Below are 15104 nucleotides of genomic sequence, written 5' to 3' on the forward strand. Positions count from 1 at the left end.
TGGAGAACCTTGGCACAGAACCGTCCTTACCGCTATGCTCGGTGACCGGGTGTACTCGAGAGTACACAGAACACGACACCCGACACCGGCCCACAGCCCGGGGATTCCCGTACAACGGGGGCCGCCGCCCGCAGAGCACGAGACGACCACCCCCCTGACCCCGGCGCAGTGCGCAATGCACATCACCGATCGGACCACGGCACCGGAAGACGATTGAGCATGTCGCATTCATTGCCGCGCACCATGGGTTATGTAACCGCCCCGTACCGTACATCCTGGAACCATTTCTCCACCCCTCTCATCGGCCGCGAGGCGGAACTCGACCGGTTGGGGAAGTGGCTTTCGGACCCCGCAGTGCGCATTCTGACCATCACCGGCCCCGTGGGCGTGGGCAAGAGCCGGCTGGCCGCCGCGGCCCTGGAGAAGGTCTCGGAGACCTTCACGGCCGGGACGAAGATCATCGAACTCGACGTGGTGTGCCCGGAGATCGGAGGACTCAACTACGGCAAGTCCGCGGACGTCCCCCTGGAGGAGGTCGAGTCCGCCCTGGTCGACGTCCTCCCCTCCCCGGTGGCCGGGGCGCCGCCGACGGGAGAGGGGAGGTCGCTGCTGATCCTCGACGGATGCGAGCAGATCCTCCCCCAGCTCCGGGAGGCCCTCCCTCCCCTGCTCGCCGCCCGCCCGGGGACGACCGTCCTGGTCACCGGGCCGACGCCCATCGGGGCCTACGGGGAGGCCGTCCTGCGCCTGGCGCCGTTGCCCACCCCGGAGGCGGGCAACGGGGAGGAGTGGACCGACTCCCGGTCCCTGCCCTCCGTCCGGCTGTTCCTGCGGCGGGTCCAGGCGATCCGCCCGATATTCGAGTTCACCCCCGAGAACCACGAGGCGGTGATGCTCCTGTGCCAGAGGACCGACGGCCTGCCCCTGGCCATCGAGCTCGCCGCGGCGCGGATGAAGTTCTGCTCCGCGCGCGAGGTCCTGGACGGCCTGGAGGAGGACCTGGGGACCCTCTCCGGCGAGCACGGGGAGACCCTCTCCCGGCACACCGGTGTACAGGAGGCCATCGCCTGGGCCCTGCGCCAGATCACACCGCAGGAGCGGGCGCTTCTCGAACACCTCGCGGTCTTCCACTCCAAGGTCGACGTCCCGGCGGCCGTCGCCATCTCCGGCACCGGCGCGGACGAGACGGAGAAGCACCTGGCGCGCCTGGTGAACGTCAGCCTCCTCGACGCGGTCGAGGAGTCCGACGGCCAGATCGTCTTCCGCCTCCTGGGCCTGACCCGGCAGTTCCTCCTGGAGAGCATGCGCGCCGAGGGCCGGCTGGACGGCGCGCGCCGCGCCCACGCCGCGTACTTCGCGCGGTGGGCGCTCTTCCTGTGCGACCCGGCCACGCGCTGGAACCGCCCGCGCCGCTCCCAGGGGGTGTACCGCCGCCAGGCGGACCTCCTGGCGGCCATGGAGTTCCTGCTGGAGGAGGACCCCCTCACCGCCACCGACCTGGCCACCACCCTGGGGCTGTACGGGCACCAGGACATGGTCCGGGTCGCGGCCGTCCTGCGCGACGCGCTGCGGGAGGGCCTGCTCCCGGAGCGGCGGGCCCGGGAGGCCCGTTCGGCCCTGGGCCGGCTGTCGGTCCTCCTGGGGCGGTACGAGGAGGCGGAGGAGCTGCTGACCGCCGCCCGCCGCGAGCACGGCGCCTCCGGGAACGTCGTCGCCATGGCCGTCGACACCCGCTGGGCCGGGGTCCTCGCGCTCCAGCGCAGCTCCCCGCGCGAGGCCGAGGCCCTGCTCCGGGAGGCCGACGCCCACCTGTCGAGGTCCGGGGCCGAGGACGAGCGGTCGGGCGTGCTGCGCGACCTGGCCGAGGCCCTGATCGCGCGGGGGGAGCACCGGGCGGCCCGCAAGACCGCGGAGGCGTCCTTCTACATGGCCGAGCGGGTGGGCCACAAGGTCGGCGCGGCGGTGGCCGAGGCCGTCTTCTCCACCGCGATGCTCTGCGGGGGCCGCCCCGAGGACGAGCAGGAGGCCGAGGAGTGCCTCGAGTCCTCGATCCGCTGCCTGGCCGGGTGGAACTGCCTGCCCGCGCTGATCCCCGCGCTGGAGCGTGTGGCGGTGCTGCGCGCGTGGACCGCGCGCGGGCAGCGCGAGCCGCTGCGCCAGGCCGTGCTCATCGCCTCGGCGATGGCCGCCCGGCGCGCGGAGACCGGCTACGCCTCCCTGGCACCGCTGGCCGGAGAGGTGGAGCGGTCGTTGGACCAGGCCCGGAGCGCCCTCGGGGAACGGGCGTTCATGGAGTGCTGGTCCACCGGTCAGGGTCTGGACGTCAGGACGGTGGTGGCCGAGGCGCTCACACCGCTCCACACCACCGACGCCCCGGCCGCGGACACCGGCCCGGCACAGCCCGCGGGCATCACCGGGACCCCGCTGACCGCGCGGGAGCTCCAGGTGGCCGAACTGGTGGCGCAGGGCGACACCAACCACCGGATCGCCAACCGGCTGGGGATCTCCAAATGGACCGCGATCAACCATCTGCGCAACGTCATGCGCAAGCTGGAGATGTCCTCCCGGGCCGAGGTGGCCGGCTGGTTCGAGAAGACCCGGCGCGAGCACGGGATCGCGGCGGGCGGCAGGCCGGGCCACGGCTCCAGGGAGTGACGGGGGGACGGGCGGCCGCCCATGGGAGTGGGTGCTCCCCGCGGGGGAGCACCGGCCGTCCCCGTTCCCCGGGCGGCGGACCCCCTTCCCCTCGGGGGGAGGGGGCCCGCCGCCCGCATTACAGGACGGCTTCGAGCACGTTGAACAGCAGCAGGCAGGCCACCACCGTCCGGAAGGCCCAGATGCCCCGGCTCCGCGCGACCAGCGGGTCGCCGGTGCGCAGGAACCCGGCGTACTGGCGCACCCGCAGGACCACGAAGGGCGCCAGGACGAGGAGGAAGGTCCAGGGCAGGGCGCCCACGGCCACCGGGACCACGATCACCGCGATGTTCACGCAGGTCAGCACGGCCAGGAACACCTTGTTCCCGGACTCGGAGGTGAGCACCGCGACGGTGCGGCGGCCCGCCTCGGCGTCGCCGCGCACGTCGTTGGTGTTGGAGTAGCCGGCGATCAGGAGCTGTCCGAAGCCGAACAGCAGGCCCTGGACCAGCACCATCAGGGGGAGCTGCCCGGTCACCAGCCCGTAGGGGGCGATCAGGAACGCCGCGGCGGAGAACAGGAGCACCGCCTCGCCGAGCCCGTAGTAGCTGAACTTCAGCCCCCAGGAGTACTGCACGCTCAGAAACGCCAGCAGGGCCATGGTGACGATCACCCACGGCTCGCCGGGGGCGTACAGCAGCGCGGCCGCCCACCACAGCACCCCCCAGACCAGGCCCGCGATGCCGAAGGCGCGCGCATCGCGGACGGTGATCTCACCGGTGAGGAGGGGCTTGCGGGACAGGGGCCGGAGCTGGCCGCTGGGCGTCTCCACGTAGTTCGCGGTGTCGCTGCCGTCCTGCGCCCCGGTGACGTCGTCCAGGGTCATGACGGCCGCCAGCACGCCGAGCATCCCCAGGGCGAAGAACAGCAGCGCGAGGGGGGTGGTGCCGGACACGAGCGCGGCGGGTCCGAGCAGGGTGGCGACGATGACGAGCGCGAGGAGGAAGTCGATGACGAACTTGTACTTGACGAGCCGCGCGTAGCGGCCGACGGCGTGGAGGGGACCGCGCGCGGTCCGGGGAGGGGAGGTCGTGGACATGGGTCCTCCTGGACGTGTCGGGGAAAGGGGGGACGGGGGCTTTCAGCCCGTGACGGCGACGGTGGGCTCGCCGGGCTCGACCCCGGCCTCGCCCATCTCCTCGGCGATCCGCATGGCCTCCTCGATCAGCGTCTCCACGATCTTGGACTCCGGCACCGTCTTGATCACCTCGCCCTTGACGAAGATCTGCCCCTTGCCGTTGCCCGAGGCCACCCCCAGATCCGCCTCACGCGCCTCACCCGGACCGTTGACCACACACCCCATCACCGCCACCCGCAGCGGCACCTCCAGGCCCTCCAGGCCCGCGGTGACCTCCTCCGCCAGCGTGTACACATCCACCTGCGCCCGCCCGCAACTGGGGCACGAGACGATCTCCAGCCCCCGCTCGCGCAACCCCAGCGACTCCAGGATCTGCGTGCCGACCTTGACCTCCTCGGCCGGCGGCGCCGACAGCGACACCCGGATCGTGTCCCCGATCCCCTCCGACAGCAGCGCGCCGAACGCCACCGCGGACTTGATCGTGCCCTGGAAGGCGGGGCCGGCCTCGGTCACCCCCAGGTGCAGCGGGTAGTCGCACGCCGAGGCCAGCTGGCGGTAGGCGTTGACCATCACCACCGGGTCGTTGTGCTTGACCGAGATCTTGATGTCGCGGAAGCCGTGCTCCTCGAACAGGGAGCACTCCCACAGAGCGGACTCCACCAGCGCCTCGGGGGTGGCCCTGCCGTACTTGGCGAGCAGCCGCTTGTCCAGGGACCCGGCGTTGACGCCGATCCGGATCGGCACCCCCGCCTCGCCGGCGGCCTTGGCGATCTCGGCGACCTTGTCGTCGAACTTCTTGATGTTGCCGGGGTTGACGCGCACCGCGGCGCAGCCGGCGTCGATGGCCTGGAACACGTACTTGGGCTGGAAGTGGATGTCGGCGATCACCGGGATCTGCGACTTCCTGGCGATGACCGGCAGGGCGTCGGCGTCGTCGTTGGTGGGCACCGCGACCCGGACGATCTGGCAGCCCGAGGCGGTCAGCTCCGCGATCTGCTGCAGGGTCGCGTTGATGTCGGAGGTGCGGGTGGTGGTCATGGACTGCACGGACACCGGCGCGTCCCCGCCCACGGGGACGTTGCCGACCATGATCTGCCGGGTCTTGCGCCGGGTCGCCAGCGGGCGCGGCGGGGTGGCGGGAATGCCGAGATCGACGGTCACGAGTCCGTCCCTCCGTTGGGGCGCGCGTCGTGCGCCAGGCGGTACAGGCCCTCGTCGATGGGGTCCGGGGCCGGCCGCGGTCCGGTGAGGGCGTCGGACTCGGCCAGCGCCTCGACCGCGGCCAGGGTGATGTCGCGGACGTCCAGCCCGCAGCCGGACAGCACCTCGGCCCGGTTCCCGTGCTCCAGGAACCTGCGCGGGATGCCGAACTCCCGGAACGGGGTGGGGACCCGGGCGTCGCGCAGGGCCTGGGCGATGGTGGACCCGATGCCGCCCACCCGGCTGTTGTCCTCGATGCTGATGACGGTCCGGTGCCTGCGGGCGATGTCGGCCAGCCCGGGGTTGACCGGGGAGACCCAGCGGGGGTCGACCACGGTGACGCCGATCCCCTGCTCCCGGATGCCCTCGGCCACGCTCAGGGACACCCCGGCCAGCGCGCCGATGGAGACGATGAGGACGTCCAGGGAGCCGGACCGGTGCAGGACGTCCATACCGGTGAAGCGGGCCTCGGTGGGGATGTCGCGGCCGGCCGCCCCCTTGGGGAAGCGCACCAGGGTGGGCCCGTCCTTCCAGGCGACCGCCTCCCTCAGGAGCTCGCGCAGCCGGGTGGCGTCCCGGGGGGCCGCGATGCGCAGCCCCGGGACCACCTGGAGCACCGACATGTCCCACATGCCGTTGTGGCTGGGCCCGTCGTCGCCGGTGACCCCGGACCTGTCGAGCACGAAGGTGACCGCCCGGCGGTGCAGGGCGACGTCCATGAGGAGCTGGTCGAAGGCGCGGTTGACGAAGGTGGAGTAGACGGCCACCACCGGGTGGACGCCGCCCATCGCCAGCCCCGCCGCCATGGTGACGGCGTGCTGTTCGGCGATCCCCACGTCGATGACGCGCTCGGGCAGCCGCTCGTACAGCGGGAGCAGGCCCGTGGGCTCCAGCATCGCGGCGGTGATCGCCACGACGTCCGGGCGCTCCTGCGCGATCCCGACCATCTCCCGGCCGAACACCGAGGTGAACGAGGGACCGGAGGGGGACGCGAGGGGCAGGCCGGTCTCCGGGTCCATGGGCTTGATCGCGTGCCCGCGGTCGAGGTCGTCCGTCTCGGTGTGGACGAACCCCTTCCCCTTCTCGGTGACGACGTGGACCAGGACCGGTCCGGGCTCCCCCTTGGCCCGGGTCAGGGCCTCCCGCAGGGCGGGGATGTCGTGGCCGTCCACGGGGCCGATGTAGGCCAGCCCGAACTGCTCGAACACGTTGCGCCCGTCGGCCCCCGCGCGCAGCTCCCTGAAGTGCTCGGCCAGACCGCCCTCGGTGGGGGCGTAGGAGCGCCCGTTGTCGTTGAGGACGATGACGAGCGGCCGGTCGGGGCCGCCGGAGATGTTGTTGACGGCCTCCCAGGCCATGCCGCCCGTCATGGCGCCGTCGCCGATGATCGCGACCACGGAGCGGTCGGTGACCCCGTTGTGGGCGTCGGCGCGGGCCAGCCCGTCGGCGTAGGACAGTGCCGTGGAGGCGTGGGAGTTCTCCACCAGGTCGTGGTCGGACTCGGTGCGGGAGGGGTAGCCGGACAGCCCGCCGGAACGGCGCAGCCGGTCGAAGCCGTCGCGGCGGCCGGTGAGGATCTTGTGCACGTACGCCTGGTGGCCGGTGTCCCACAGCAGGCGGTCGTGCGGGGAATCGAAGACCGTGTGCAGAGCGATCGTCAGCTCGACCACACCGAGGTTGGGGCCCAGGTGGCCGCCCGACCTGGAGACCCGGTCGATCAGGAATCCGCGGATCTCTCCGGCGAGTTCGCGGAGTTCGTCGGTGGTGAACCCGCGCAGCCGCGCGGGTCCGTCCACTCGTTCCAGCAAGGTCATGTGCTCTCCTCGGGCCGCTGGCACGGCCGTGGTGGTGGAAGGGTGCGGGTCACCTGCCGCGGTAGGCGACCTCGTAGGCCATGGCGGTGAGCTCCTCCTGCCAGGGGGCGGGCAGTCCGGAGTCCTCCAGCGCTTCGAGCGCGCGGGCGACGAGCGTGCCGATGCGCTCCTCCATCTCGTGGCCGACCCCGATCTCGTCGAGGCGGTCGCGCAGGGCCGGGACGTCCCAGACCGGGCGCTCCACGAGGGCGCGCACCCGGTCGTCGGCGCGCACCGCCAGGGCCAGGAGCAGGGTCATCTTGTGCTGTTCCAGGTCCAGGCCGACCGGCTTGCCGGCGACCGCCCCGTCGCCGAAGGCGTCGATCATGTCGTCCCGGAGCTGGAAGGCCTCCCCCAGCGCCTCCCCGTAGCCCTCGAACACGGGTGCGAGGTCGGGGCGGCCCGCCAGTGCGGCGCCCAGGGCCAGGGGGCGGTGGATGCTGTAGCGGCCGGACTTGCACACGGCGATCCAGCGGGAGAGGTCGGGGTCGACCACCGCCTCGGCGGCGACGGCGACGTCCAGGTGCTGGCCGATGACGATCTCGGTCAGCAGCTCGTTCCACAGGGGGCGGCAGTGCGGGGGCAGGTCCGCGGTCAGGCGGTCGGCCAGGATGTCGGCGAGGTCCCCGGCCAGGATCGCCACGCCCTCCCCGTAGCGGCGGGCCTCCCCGTGCCAGCCGCGCGCGGCGTGGTCGGCGGCGCGGCGGGCGTGCACGGCGGGCGCTCCGCGGCGGGTGTCCGCCGCGTCCAGAACGTCGTCGTGGATGAGCGCGCCGACGTGGACGAGCTCCAGGGCGGCGGCGCAGTCGACGACGGTGCCGGCCCCGGGGTCGCCGCCCGCGGCCAGGTAGCCGGTGAGGCAGAAGGAGGGGCGCAGGCGCTTGCCGCCCGCGCGGACCAGGGCGGCGACGTCGGCGACGGGGACCGCGCCCCGCGTGTCGACGCGCGACCACCTTCGGTGCTCCTCGGCCAGGAGGCCGTCCAGGCGTTCTTCGACCAGGGCCAGGAGCCGGGTGCGCAGGGCCCGGGGGGCGGTGCGGACCGCGGGGACCGTCATGGGGATTCCTCCACTTCTCGATGCCGGGTCACGCCGTGGGCGCGGAGCGGGCGAGCTTGGCCGGCGGGGAGAAGACGACGTCCTCCCGGGCGACGCTCTCCAGTTCCACGTGTTCGAAGCCGTGGCCGGCCAGCTCCTCCAGCAGCTGGTCGACCAGGATGTCGGGGGCGCTGGCGCCCGCGCTGATCCCCACGGTGCTCACGCCCTCCAGCCAGTCGGACGAGAACTCGCCCACGTCGGGCACCAGGTGGGCGTCGACGCCCATGCCGCGGGCGACCTCGACCATGCGGACCGAGTTGCTGGAGTTGCGGGACCCGACCACCATCACCAGGTCGCTGCGCGGGGCGATCGCCTTGATCCCGTCCTGCCGGTTCTGGCTGGCGTAGCAGATGTCGCTGGTGCCCGGCCCGCGCAGGTCGGTGAAGCGGTCCTTGAGCACGCCGATGATGTCCCGTGTCTCGTCCACGGACAGCGTGGTCTGGGTGAGGTAGGCCAGCGGGGTGTCGGCGGGCAGGCCCAGCCGTTCGGCGTCCTGGACCGTCTCGACGATGATCGTGCGGTCGGGCGCGTGCCCGTAGGTGCCCTCGACCTCCTCGTGGTCGGCGTGGCCGATGAGCAGGAGGGTGCGTTCGTCGCGGGCGAACCGTACGGCCTCCTGGTGGACCTTCGAGACCAGGGGGCAGGTGGCGTCCAGGACGTCCAGGCTCCGCTGGTCGGCGCGGCGGCGCACCTCGGGGGACACGCCGTGGGCGGAGAAGACGCAGACGGCGCCCTCGGGGACCTCCGTCTCCGAATCGACGAAAACCGCTCCCCGCTGTTTCAGCACGCGAACGACGTAATGGTTGTGCACGATTTCCTTACGCACGTACACCGGCGCCCCGTACTGCTCCAGGGCGAGTTCGATGATGGATATCGCCCGCCTGACCCCGGCGCAGAAACCGCGCGGCTCGGCAAGAATTACCTTCTTTTTCTGGGACATCTGGCCCTCTTCCGATTCCGGTGGCGGGAGGCCGCTCGCACCCGGGCCCGACGGGGAAGCGGATCCGATCCCGACGGTCAGCGTTCCTCACTCTGCTGACGCCCGCCGGGACCGTCAACCCCGGGAAGGGCGTACCGGCAAGAAATAGCCATGCATGGCTAGATGCTGTCCCACACGTTATTGCCGCCTGTTTGCCATTCACATGTCAGGAACCGACTCCTAGCTTTGGTCCGAGCACGTCGACCCGATGACCATTCGCCGAATAAAGCAGGCACAGCCGGCTCGAACGGACCGGAGAATCCGTGTGAACACAGCGATCGAACACCCGAAGAGCAAGGTCCCGGCGCCCCGGCCGGCGCACCGCGTCCGACCGGCGGCCCTTCCGGGCGTCCCCGCGGGGCCGGCCGGCGCACCGCCCGACGAGGAAGGGGTGCTCGGCGCCCTGACCGAGAAGCTGTTCGTCTCGCTGGCCCGCAGCGACCAGCGCAGGAAGGGGTCGGACTACCTGCGCGGCCTGCTGTCCACCCCCGGGCGCAAGTCGATCCGCAACATGGCGTCCCTGATCGGCGATTCGGCCACCGGCCAGGGCCTGCACCACTTCATCTGCAACTCCACCTGGGACTGGACCCCCGTCCGCCGGGCGCTGGCCGCCCACCTGCTGCGGGCGGCGCCGCCGGTCGCGTGGGTGGTGCGCCCGCTCACCATCCCCAAGGTGGGGCGGCACTCGGTGGGGGTGGGCCGCTACTTCTCCTCCGCCGAGGGCCAGATGATCACCGCCCAGCGGGCGATCGGCGTGTGGATGGCGTCCGACCGCGTCAGCGTGCCGGTCGAGTGGCGGCTCCACCTCTCCGAGCCCCCGCGGTCCGCGTTGGACTGCGGCGGCGTCCGGATCCCGGCTCGGCCCGACCCGGGCCTGCTGGCGGAGCACGCCGCCCAGGCGTGCCTGGCCGTGGCCTCCTGGGGGGCGCCCGTCCGGCCGGCGGTCCTGGACCTGGACGGGGCCGACCCCCTCCCCGCGCTCGAACGGCTGCGCGCCGCCGGCCTGCGCGCGGTGGCGCGGGTGCCCGAGGACGTGGAGCTGCGGGTGGAGGAGCCCGCGCTGACCGGGCACCACGGCCGGACCCTGCCCGCGGGGAGCATCATGCGCGCCTCCCGCGAACTGCGCCGCCCGGTCATCCGGGGCACGGGCGGCGGACCGCGCCCGGTGCGCAGGCCGCCGCTGATGGCCACGGTGCGGGTCGGCCGCCCGGTTCCGGGGTCCGCGGACCCCGCGGGCACCGCCCCCGGCGGGGGCCTGACCCTGGTCGGCCTGGGCCCCGGCGGCCCCGACTGGCCCGGTGAGCTGTGGCTGACCACCTACCCGGCGGACCGGGCGGCGATGGCGATCCCCCGCTCCGCCGACCTGGTCGACCGCGTCGGCCGCTCCCTGGCCTCGGTCGGGGACCGCGTGGGCGTGCGCGACTACGCGGGCCGTTCCTTCAACGGCTGGCACCGGCACATCACCCTGGCGTCGGCCGCCTACGCCGTCGCCGAACTGGCCGGGAGCGCGGGGGCACCGCACCGACCGTGAGAAGCGAACACCCGCCCCCCGGCCCGGCAGACCCCCGTCCCCGCCACGTGGAGCGCTCCGTGTACACCCCGCAGCAGGATCCTCCCGTCCCCTCCGCCCCGCAGCAGCCCGACTGGTCCGCGGACCCCCGGCTGCCGGCCGCCCGGCGGATACTCGCCGGGCGTCCGCCGCTGGTCCGCATCGAGGACGCCGACCGGCTGCGCGCCCGCCTCGCGCGGGTCGCGGCGGGCGAGGACCTCATGGTGGTGGCCGGCGACTGCGCCGAGGACCCCGCCGAGTGCACGGCCACCGACGCCGCGGCCAAGGCGGCACTGGTCGGGGCCCTGGCGGACGTGGTGGAGGAGAACACCGGCAGGCCGGTCGTCCGGCTGGCGCGCATCGCGGGCCAGTTCGCCAAACCGCGCTCCGAACCCTTCGAGCGGGTGGGCGGCCTGCTCCTGCCCGTGTACCGGGGACACCTGGTCAACGCGCCCGAACCCGTGGCGGAGCTGCGCGCCCCGGACCCGACGCGCCTACTGGCGGGGTACGACGCCGCCCGCACCCTGATGGGGCACCTGGGCTGGTCCCCGGGGGCGGGCCGCCCGCGGCCGGCGGCACCGGTGTGGACGGCGCACGAGGCCCTCCTCCTCGACTACGAGGCCCCCCTGCTGCGCCGGGCTGCGGACGGCCGGCTCTTCCTGTCGTCCACCCACTGGCCGTGGATCGGGGACCGCACCCGGGACCCGCGCGGGGCGCACGTCGACCTGCTGGCCCGGGTGGCCAACCCCGTCGCCTGCAAGGTCGGCCCGTCCGCGGACCCCGGCGAGCTGCTGCGGGTGTGCGAACGCCTCGACCCGGACCGCACCCCGGGCCGCCTCACGCTCATCGCCCGTATGGGCGCCGACGCCGTCGGGTCCCTGCTCCCGCCGCTGGTCGCGGCGGTGCGCGGCGCGGGCCACCCGGTCATCTGGATGTCCGACCCCATGCACGGCAACACCGTCAAGACGCCGTCGGGGCTCAAGACGCGCTACCTGGAGGCGATCGTCCGCGAGGTCCGGGGGTTCGGGGCGGCGGTCCGGTCCGCCGGCGGGACCGCCGGCGGCCTGCACCTGGAGACGACCCCCGACGCGGTCACCGAGTGCGTGCCCGACCGGCGCCACGTCGAGCGCGTGGCCGACAAGTACACCAGCCTGTGCGACCCCAGGCTCAACCCGGACCAGGCCGTCGCCGTCGCCTCGGCCTGGTCCGCCCGATGAACGCCCCCCGAGCGAGGAGACGGCGATGCAGGACATGAAGGACGAAGTGGTGCTGGTGACCGGCGCCGCGAGCGGCATCGGCGCGGCCGTGGCACGGGGCGCAGCGGAGCGGGGGGCCGCGGTGGCGGTCTTCGACCGCGACCCCGCGGCCCTGGACTCGGTCGCCGGGAGCCTGGCCGACGCGGGCCTGGACGTCGCCGCGGTCGCGGGCGACGTGCGCTCGCCCGACGACGCCCGGCGGGCGGTGGAGGCCGTGCGTGACCGGTGGGGGCCGCCGGACCACCTGGTGAACGCGGCCGGGATCATGCGCCCGGGCCCCGCCCGGGACCTGTCCGAGGCCGACTGGGACGAGAGCCTGGACGTCAACGCCAAGGGCGTGTTCGTCATGTCCCGGGCCGTCGTGGGGGACATGGTCGCCCGCTCGCGCGGCTCCATCGTCACGGTGGCCTCCAACGCCGCCGGCACCGCCCGCGCCGGGATGGCGGCCTATGCCGCGTCCAAGGCCGCGGCCGAGATGTTCACCAAGTGCCTGGGGCTGGAGGTGGCCGGGCACGGCGTCCGCTGCAACGTCGTGGCGCCGGGGTCCACCGACACCCCCATGCTGCGCGCCCTGTGGCGGGCCTCGGGCGCCGACCCCCGGGGCACGCTCGACGGCACCCCGGAGGCGTACCGGGTGGGCATCCCGCTGCGGCGGATCGCCTCCCCCGACGACATCGCCGACTCGGTGCTCTTCCTGCTGTCCGACCGGGCGGCGCACATCACCATGCACACCCTGACCGTCGACGGCGGAGCCACCCTGGGCACCTGAACCGCCGCCCGGGCGCGGCGGCGCGCCCGCCGGAGAAGGACACCCGACCGACACCGGAAGGACGACCATGCCGACCATCCCACCGATCCGCTCCTACCCTCTGCCGGGGCCCGACGACCTTCCGGCCCCCCTCGTGGACTGGGAGCCGCGAGCGGACCGGGCCGTCCTGCTCGTCCACGACATGCAGAAGTTCTTCCTCCGCCCCTTCGACGACGCCCCCGACCTGCGCAAGACGCTCGTCGAGCAGTGCACCCGGCTGCGCGAGCGCTGCGCCTCCCTGGGGATCCCCGTCGCCTACACCGCCCAGCCCGGCCGGATGACCCCGCCGGAGCGCGGTCTGCTGATGGACTTCTGGGGGCCGGGGATGACCGGTTCCCCCGAGGACCGCGAGGTCGTCGCGCCCCTGGCTCCGGGCCCGGAGGACTGGATGTTCACCAAGTGGCGCTACAGCGCCTTCCACCGCTCCGACCTGCTGGGCAGGATGCGCGCCCTGGGACGCGACCAGCTCATCGTGTGCGGCGTGTACGCGCACGTCGGCGTCCTGATGACCGCCGTGGACGCCTACAGCAACGACATCCGGGTGTTCCTGCCGGCCGACGCGGTCGCGGACTTCGACGCCGAACGCCACCGGTGGGCCCTGGAGTACACCGCCCTGCGCTGCGGGAGGGTCACCCTGACCGACCGCCTGCTCGACGCGCTGGCACCGGCGGGCGGGGCGGGCGCGGGGGTGGGCGGATGAGCGGCACCCGGCCGTACGGCGGCCACGACCCGTTCGCCGCGGTCCTGTCCGGCGACGCGCCCGCCTTCGCACTGCTGTACCGGCCCGAGACCTCGCCGGGCGAGGTCGAGGTGCTCACGGGCGAGACCGCCGTCCACGACACCCTGGCCGACCTGCCGCTGGAGGGGGCCCGCGCGGACGGCGGGGGCGGGGAGCGGCACGACCTGCTGGTGGCCGTCCCCTACCGGCAGATCCGCGAGCGCGGCTTCGACCACATCGACGACGGCGCCCCCCTGGTCGCGCTCCGGGTCACCGGACAGGGGAGGATGCCGCTGGCGGAGGTGTGCGAGCGCGTCCCCGACCCGGGGATCACCCTGTCGGGCGGCGCCTTCGACGTGGACGACGACGCCTACGCCGAGGCCGTGCGCCGGGTCGTCACCGACGAGATCGGACGGGGCGAGGGCGCCAACTTCGTCCTGAAGCGGTCCTTCACCACCCGGATCGACGGCTTCGACCGCACCCGCGCGCTCGCCCTGTTCCGGCGGCTGCTGGAGCACGAGTCCGGCACGTACTGGACGTTCGTCCTGTACACGCCCGAGGGCACCTTCGTCGGCGCCACCCCCGAGCGGCACGTGAGCGTGCGGGACGGCACGGCGACCATGAACCCCATCAGCGGGACCTACCGCTACCCGCCCTCCGGCCCGAGCCTGGAGGGCGTGCTCGGCTTCCTCGACGACGGCAAGGAGACCGACGAGCTGTACATGGTGGTGGACGAGGAACTGAAGATGATGGCCCGGATCTGCGACGCGGGGGTGCGGGTGCACGGCCCCCGCCTGAAGGAGATGGCGCGGCTCGCCCACACCGAGTACCTCATCGAGGGGCGGTGCGACCGGGATCCGCGGGAGGTGCTGCGCGAGACCGCGTTCGCGCCGACCGTCACCGGCAGTCCGCTGGAGAACGCCTGCCGGGTCATCGCCCGCTACGAGGGGCGGGGCCGGGGGCACTACAGCGGCGCGCTCGCGCTCATCGGCCGCGACCGGCACGGCCGGACCACGCTGGACTCGGCGATCATGATCCGCACCGCGGAGATCTCGCCCTGCGGCGGCACCCGCGTCTCCGTGGGCGCGACCCTGGTGCGCCATTCCGATCCCGCTTCCGAGGTCGCCGAGACCCACGCCAAGGTGGCCGGGGTGCTCGGGGCGCTCAAGGGCGGGCGGCCGCGGAGCATGAACGAGGACCCCCGGGTCCGGGAGGCCCTCCGGGCGCGCAACACGCGGGTGTCCGACTTCTGGCTGGGCGCGGGGCGGCCCCCCGTGCGCTCCTGGGAGGGGCTGTCGGTCCTGGTCGTGGACGCCGAGGACACCTTCACCGCGATGCTGGCGCACCAGCTGGAGTCCATCGGGCCGTCGGTGGCCGTGCGGCCGTTCGCGGAGGACGTCGACCTCGGCGGGTACGACCTCGTGGTGCTGGGGCCGGGGCCGGGCGATCCGCGCGACGCCTCCCACCCCAAGATCGCCCGCCTGCGCGCGGCGACGCGGACCCTGTTGGAGTCCCGCCGCCCGTTCCTCGCCGTGTGCCTGAGCCATCAGGTCCTGTGCCTGGAGCTGGGCCTGGAGGTGGCGCCCAGGGCCGTCCCCAACCAGGGCGCCCAGCACGTGATCGACCTGTTCGGCCGGCGGGAGCGGGTCGGTTTCTACAACACGTTCGCCGCCCGCTGCGCGGAGGACAAGGTCGCGTGCGCGGGCATCGGCGCCGTGGAGGTCAGCCGGGACGCGGAGACCGGGGAGGTCCACGCCCTGCGGGGGCCGTGGTTCGGCTCGTTGCAGTTCCACGCCGAGTCCCTGCTCACGCAGGACGGCGTCGCGATCCTCTCCCGGGTGGTGGGGGACGCGCTGGAGGGGTGAGCCGGGGC

11 protein-coding genes are annotated in these 15104 nt (G+C 73.6%); 6 read left to right on the forward strand and 5 right to left on the reverse strand.

Translation table 11 applies throughout. The annotated features are described in order from the left end of the window. Window positions 1–354: 354 nt before the first annotated feature. Window positions 355–2655, forward strand: coding sequence for an ATP-binding protein (locus ACFVNO_RS15720; protein WP_378893137.1), 2301 nt, complete (start codon window positions 355–357; stop codon window positions 2653–2655). Window positions 2656–2773: 118 nt separating this feature from the next. On the opposite strand, the gene ACFVNO_RS15725 is transcribed toward ACFVNO_RS15720, so the two are convergent. The 5 genes from ACFVNO_RS15725 to ispH are packed head-to-tail and all read right to left on the reverse strand — an operon-like array spanning window position 2774 to window position 8861. After that, complete coding sequence (locus ACFVNO_RS15725) at window positions 2774–3733, reverse strand: UbiA family prenyltransferase (protein WP_355268026.1); 960 nt, start codon at window positions 3731–3733, stop codon at window positions 2774–2776. Window positions 3734–3775: 42 nt separating this feature from the next. Then, window positions 3776–4933: a flavodoxin-dependent (E)-4-hydroxy-3-methylbut-2-enyl-diphosphate synthase gene (gene ispG / locus ACFVNO_RS15730; RefSeq protein ID WP_378893140.1), complete on the reverse strand. Its 1158-nt coding sequence runs from the start codon at window positions 4931–4933 to the stop codon at window positions 3776–3778. Next, entirely contained in the window at window positions 4930–6786 is a 1857-nt protein-coding gene (locus ACFVNO_RS15735) for a 1-deoxy-D-xylulose-5-phosphate synthase (protein ID WP_355267002.1), read from the reverse strand. Before ACFVNO_RS15735 ends, ispG begins: the two co-directional genes overlap by 4 nt. 49 nt (window positions 6787–6835) lie before the next feature. Further along, window positions 6836–7882, reverse strand: a complete 1047-nt coding sequence (locus ACFVNO_RS15740) for a polyprenyl synthetase family protein (protein WP_355266999.1) — start codon at window positions 7880–7882, stop codon at window positions 6836–6838. Window positions 7883–7910: 28 nt separating this feature from the next. Beyond that, window positions 7911–8861: a 4-hydroxy-3-methylbut-2-enyl diphosphate reductase gene (ispH, locus tag ACFVNO_RS15745; RefSeq protein ID WP_378893145.1), complete on the reverse strand. Its 951-nt coding sequence runs from the start codon at window positions 8859–8861 to the stop codon at window positions 7911–7913. Between the two features lie 430 nt (window positions 8862–9291). Here ispH and ACFVNO_RS15750 point away from each other — a divergent pair, with 430 nt between their 5' ends. From ACFVNO_RS15750 to ACFVNO_RS15770, 5 genes are all read left to right on the forward strand, one after another. Continuing rightward, a complete protein-coding gene (locus ACFVNO_RS15750; protein WP_378893148.1) occupies window positions 9292–10431 on the forward strand; it encodes an IS701 family transposase in 1140 nt (379 codons plus the stop codon). Window positions 10432–10490: 59 nt separating this feature from the next. Next, window positions 10491–11666 (forward strand): 3-deoxy-7-phosphoheptulonate synthase, encoded by a 1176-nt coding sequence (locus ACFVNO_RS15755; protein WP_378893151.1) that lies wholly within the window; start codon window positions 10491–10493, stop codon window positions 11664–11666. A gap of 25 nt (window positions 11667–11691) precedes the next feature. Beyond that, window positions 11692–12474: a 2,3-dihydro-2,3-dihydroxybenzoate dehydrogenase gene (locus ACFVNO_RS15760; protein ID WP_220560667.1), complete on the forward strand. Its 783-nt coding sequence runs from the start codon at window positions 11692–11694 to the stop codon at window positions 12472–12474. Between the two features lie 67 nt (window positions 12475–12541). Beyond that, entirely contained in the window at window positions 12542–13213 is a 672-nt protein-coding gene (locus tag ACFVNO_RS15765) for an isochorismatase family protein (protein WP_378893154.1), read from the forward strand. Then, the gene (locus tag ACFVNO_RS15770) at window positions 13210–15096 is read left to right on the forward strand and encodes an anthranilate synthase family protein (protein WP_355266984.1); all 1887 of its coding nucleotides are present in this window, start codon (window positions 13210–13212) and stop codon (window positions 15094–15096) included. Before ACFVNO_RS15765 ends, ACFVNO_RS15770 begins: the two co-directional genes overlap by 4 nt. The last annotated feature ends 8 nt before the right edge of the window (window positions 15097–15104 follow it).

This window comes from Nocardiopsis sp. NPDC057823 (genome assembly GCF_042797335.1).
GTDB lineage: Bacteria > Actinomycetota > Actinomycetes > Streptosporangiales > Streptosporangiaceae > Nocardiopsis > Nocardiopsis changdeensis.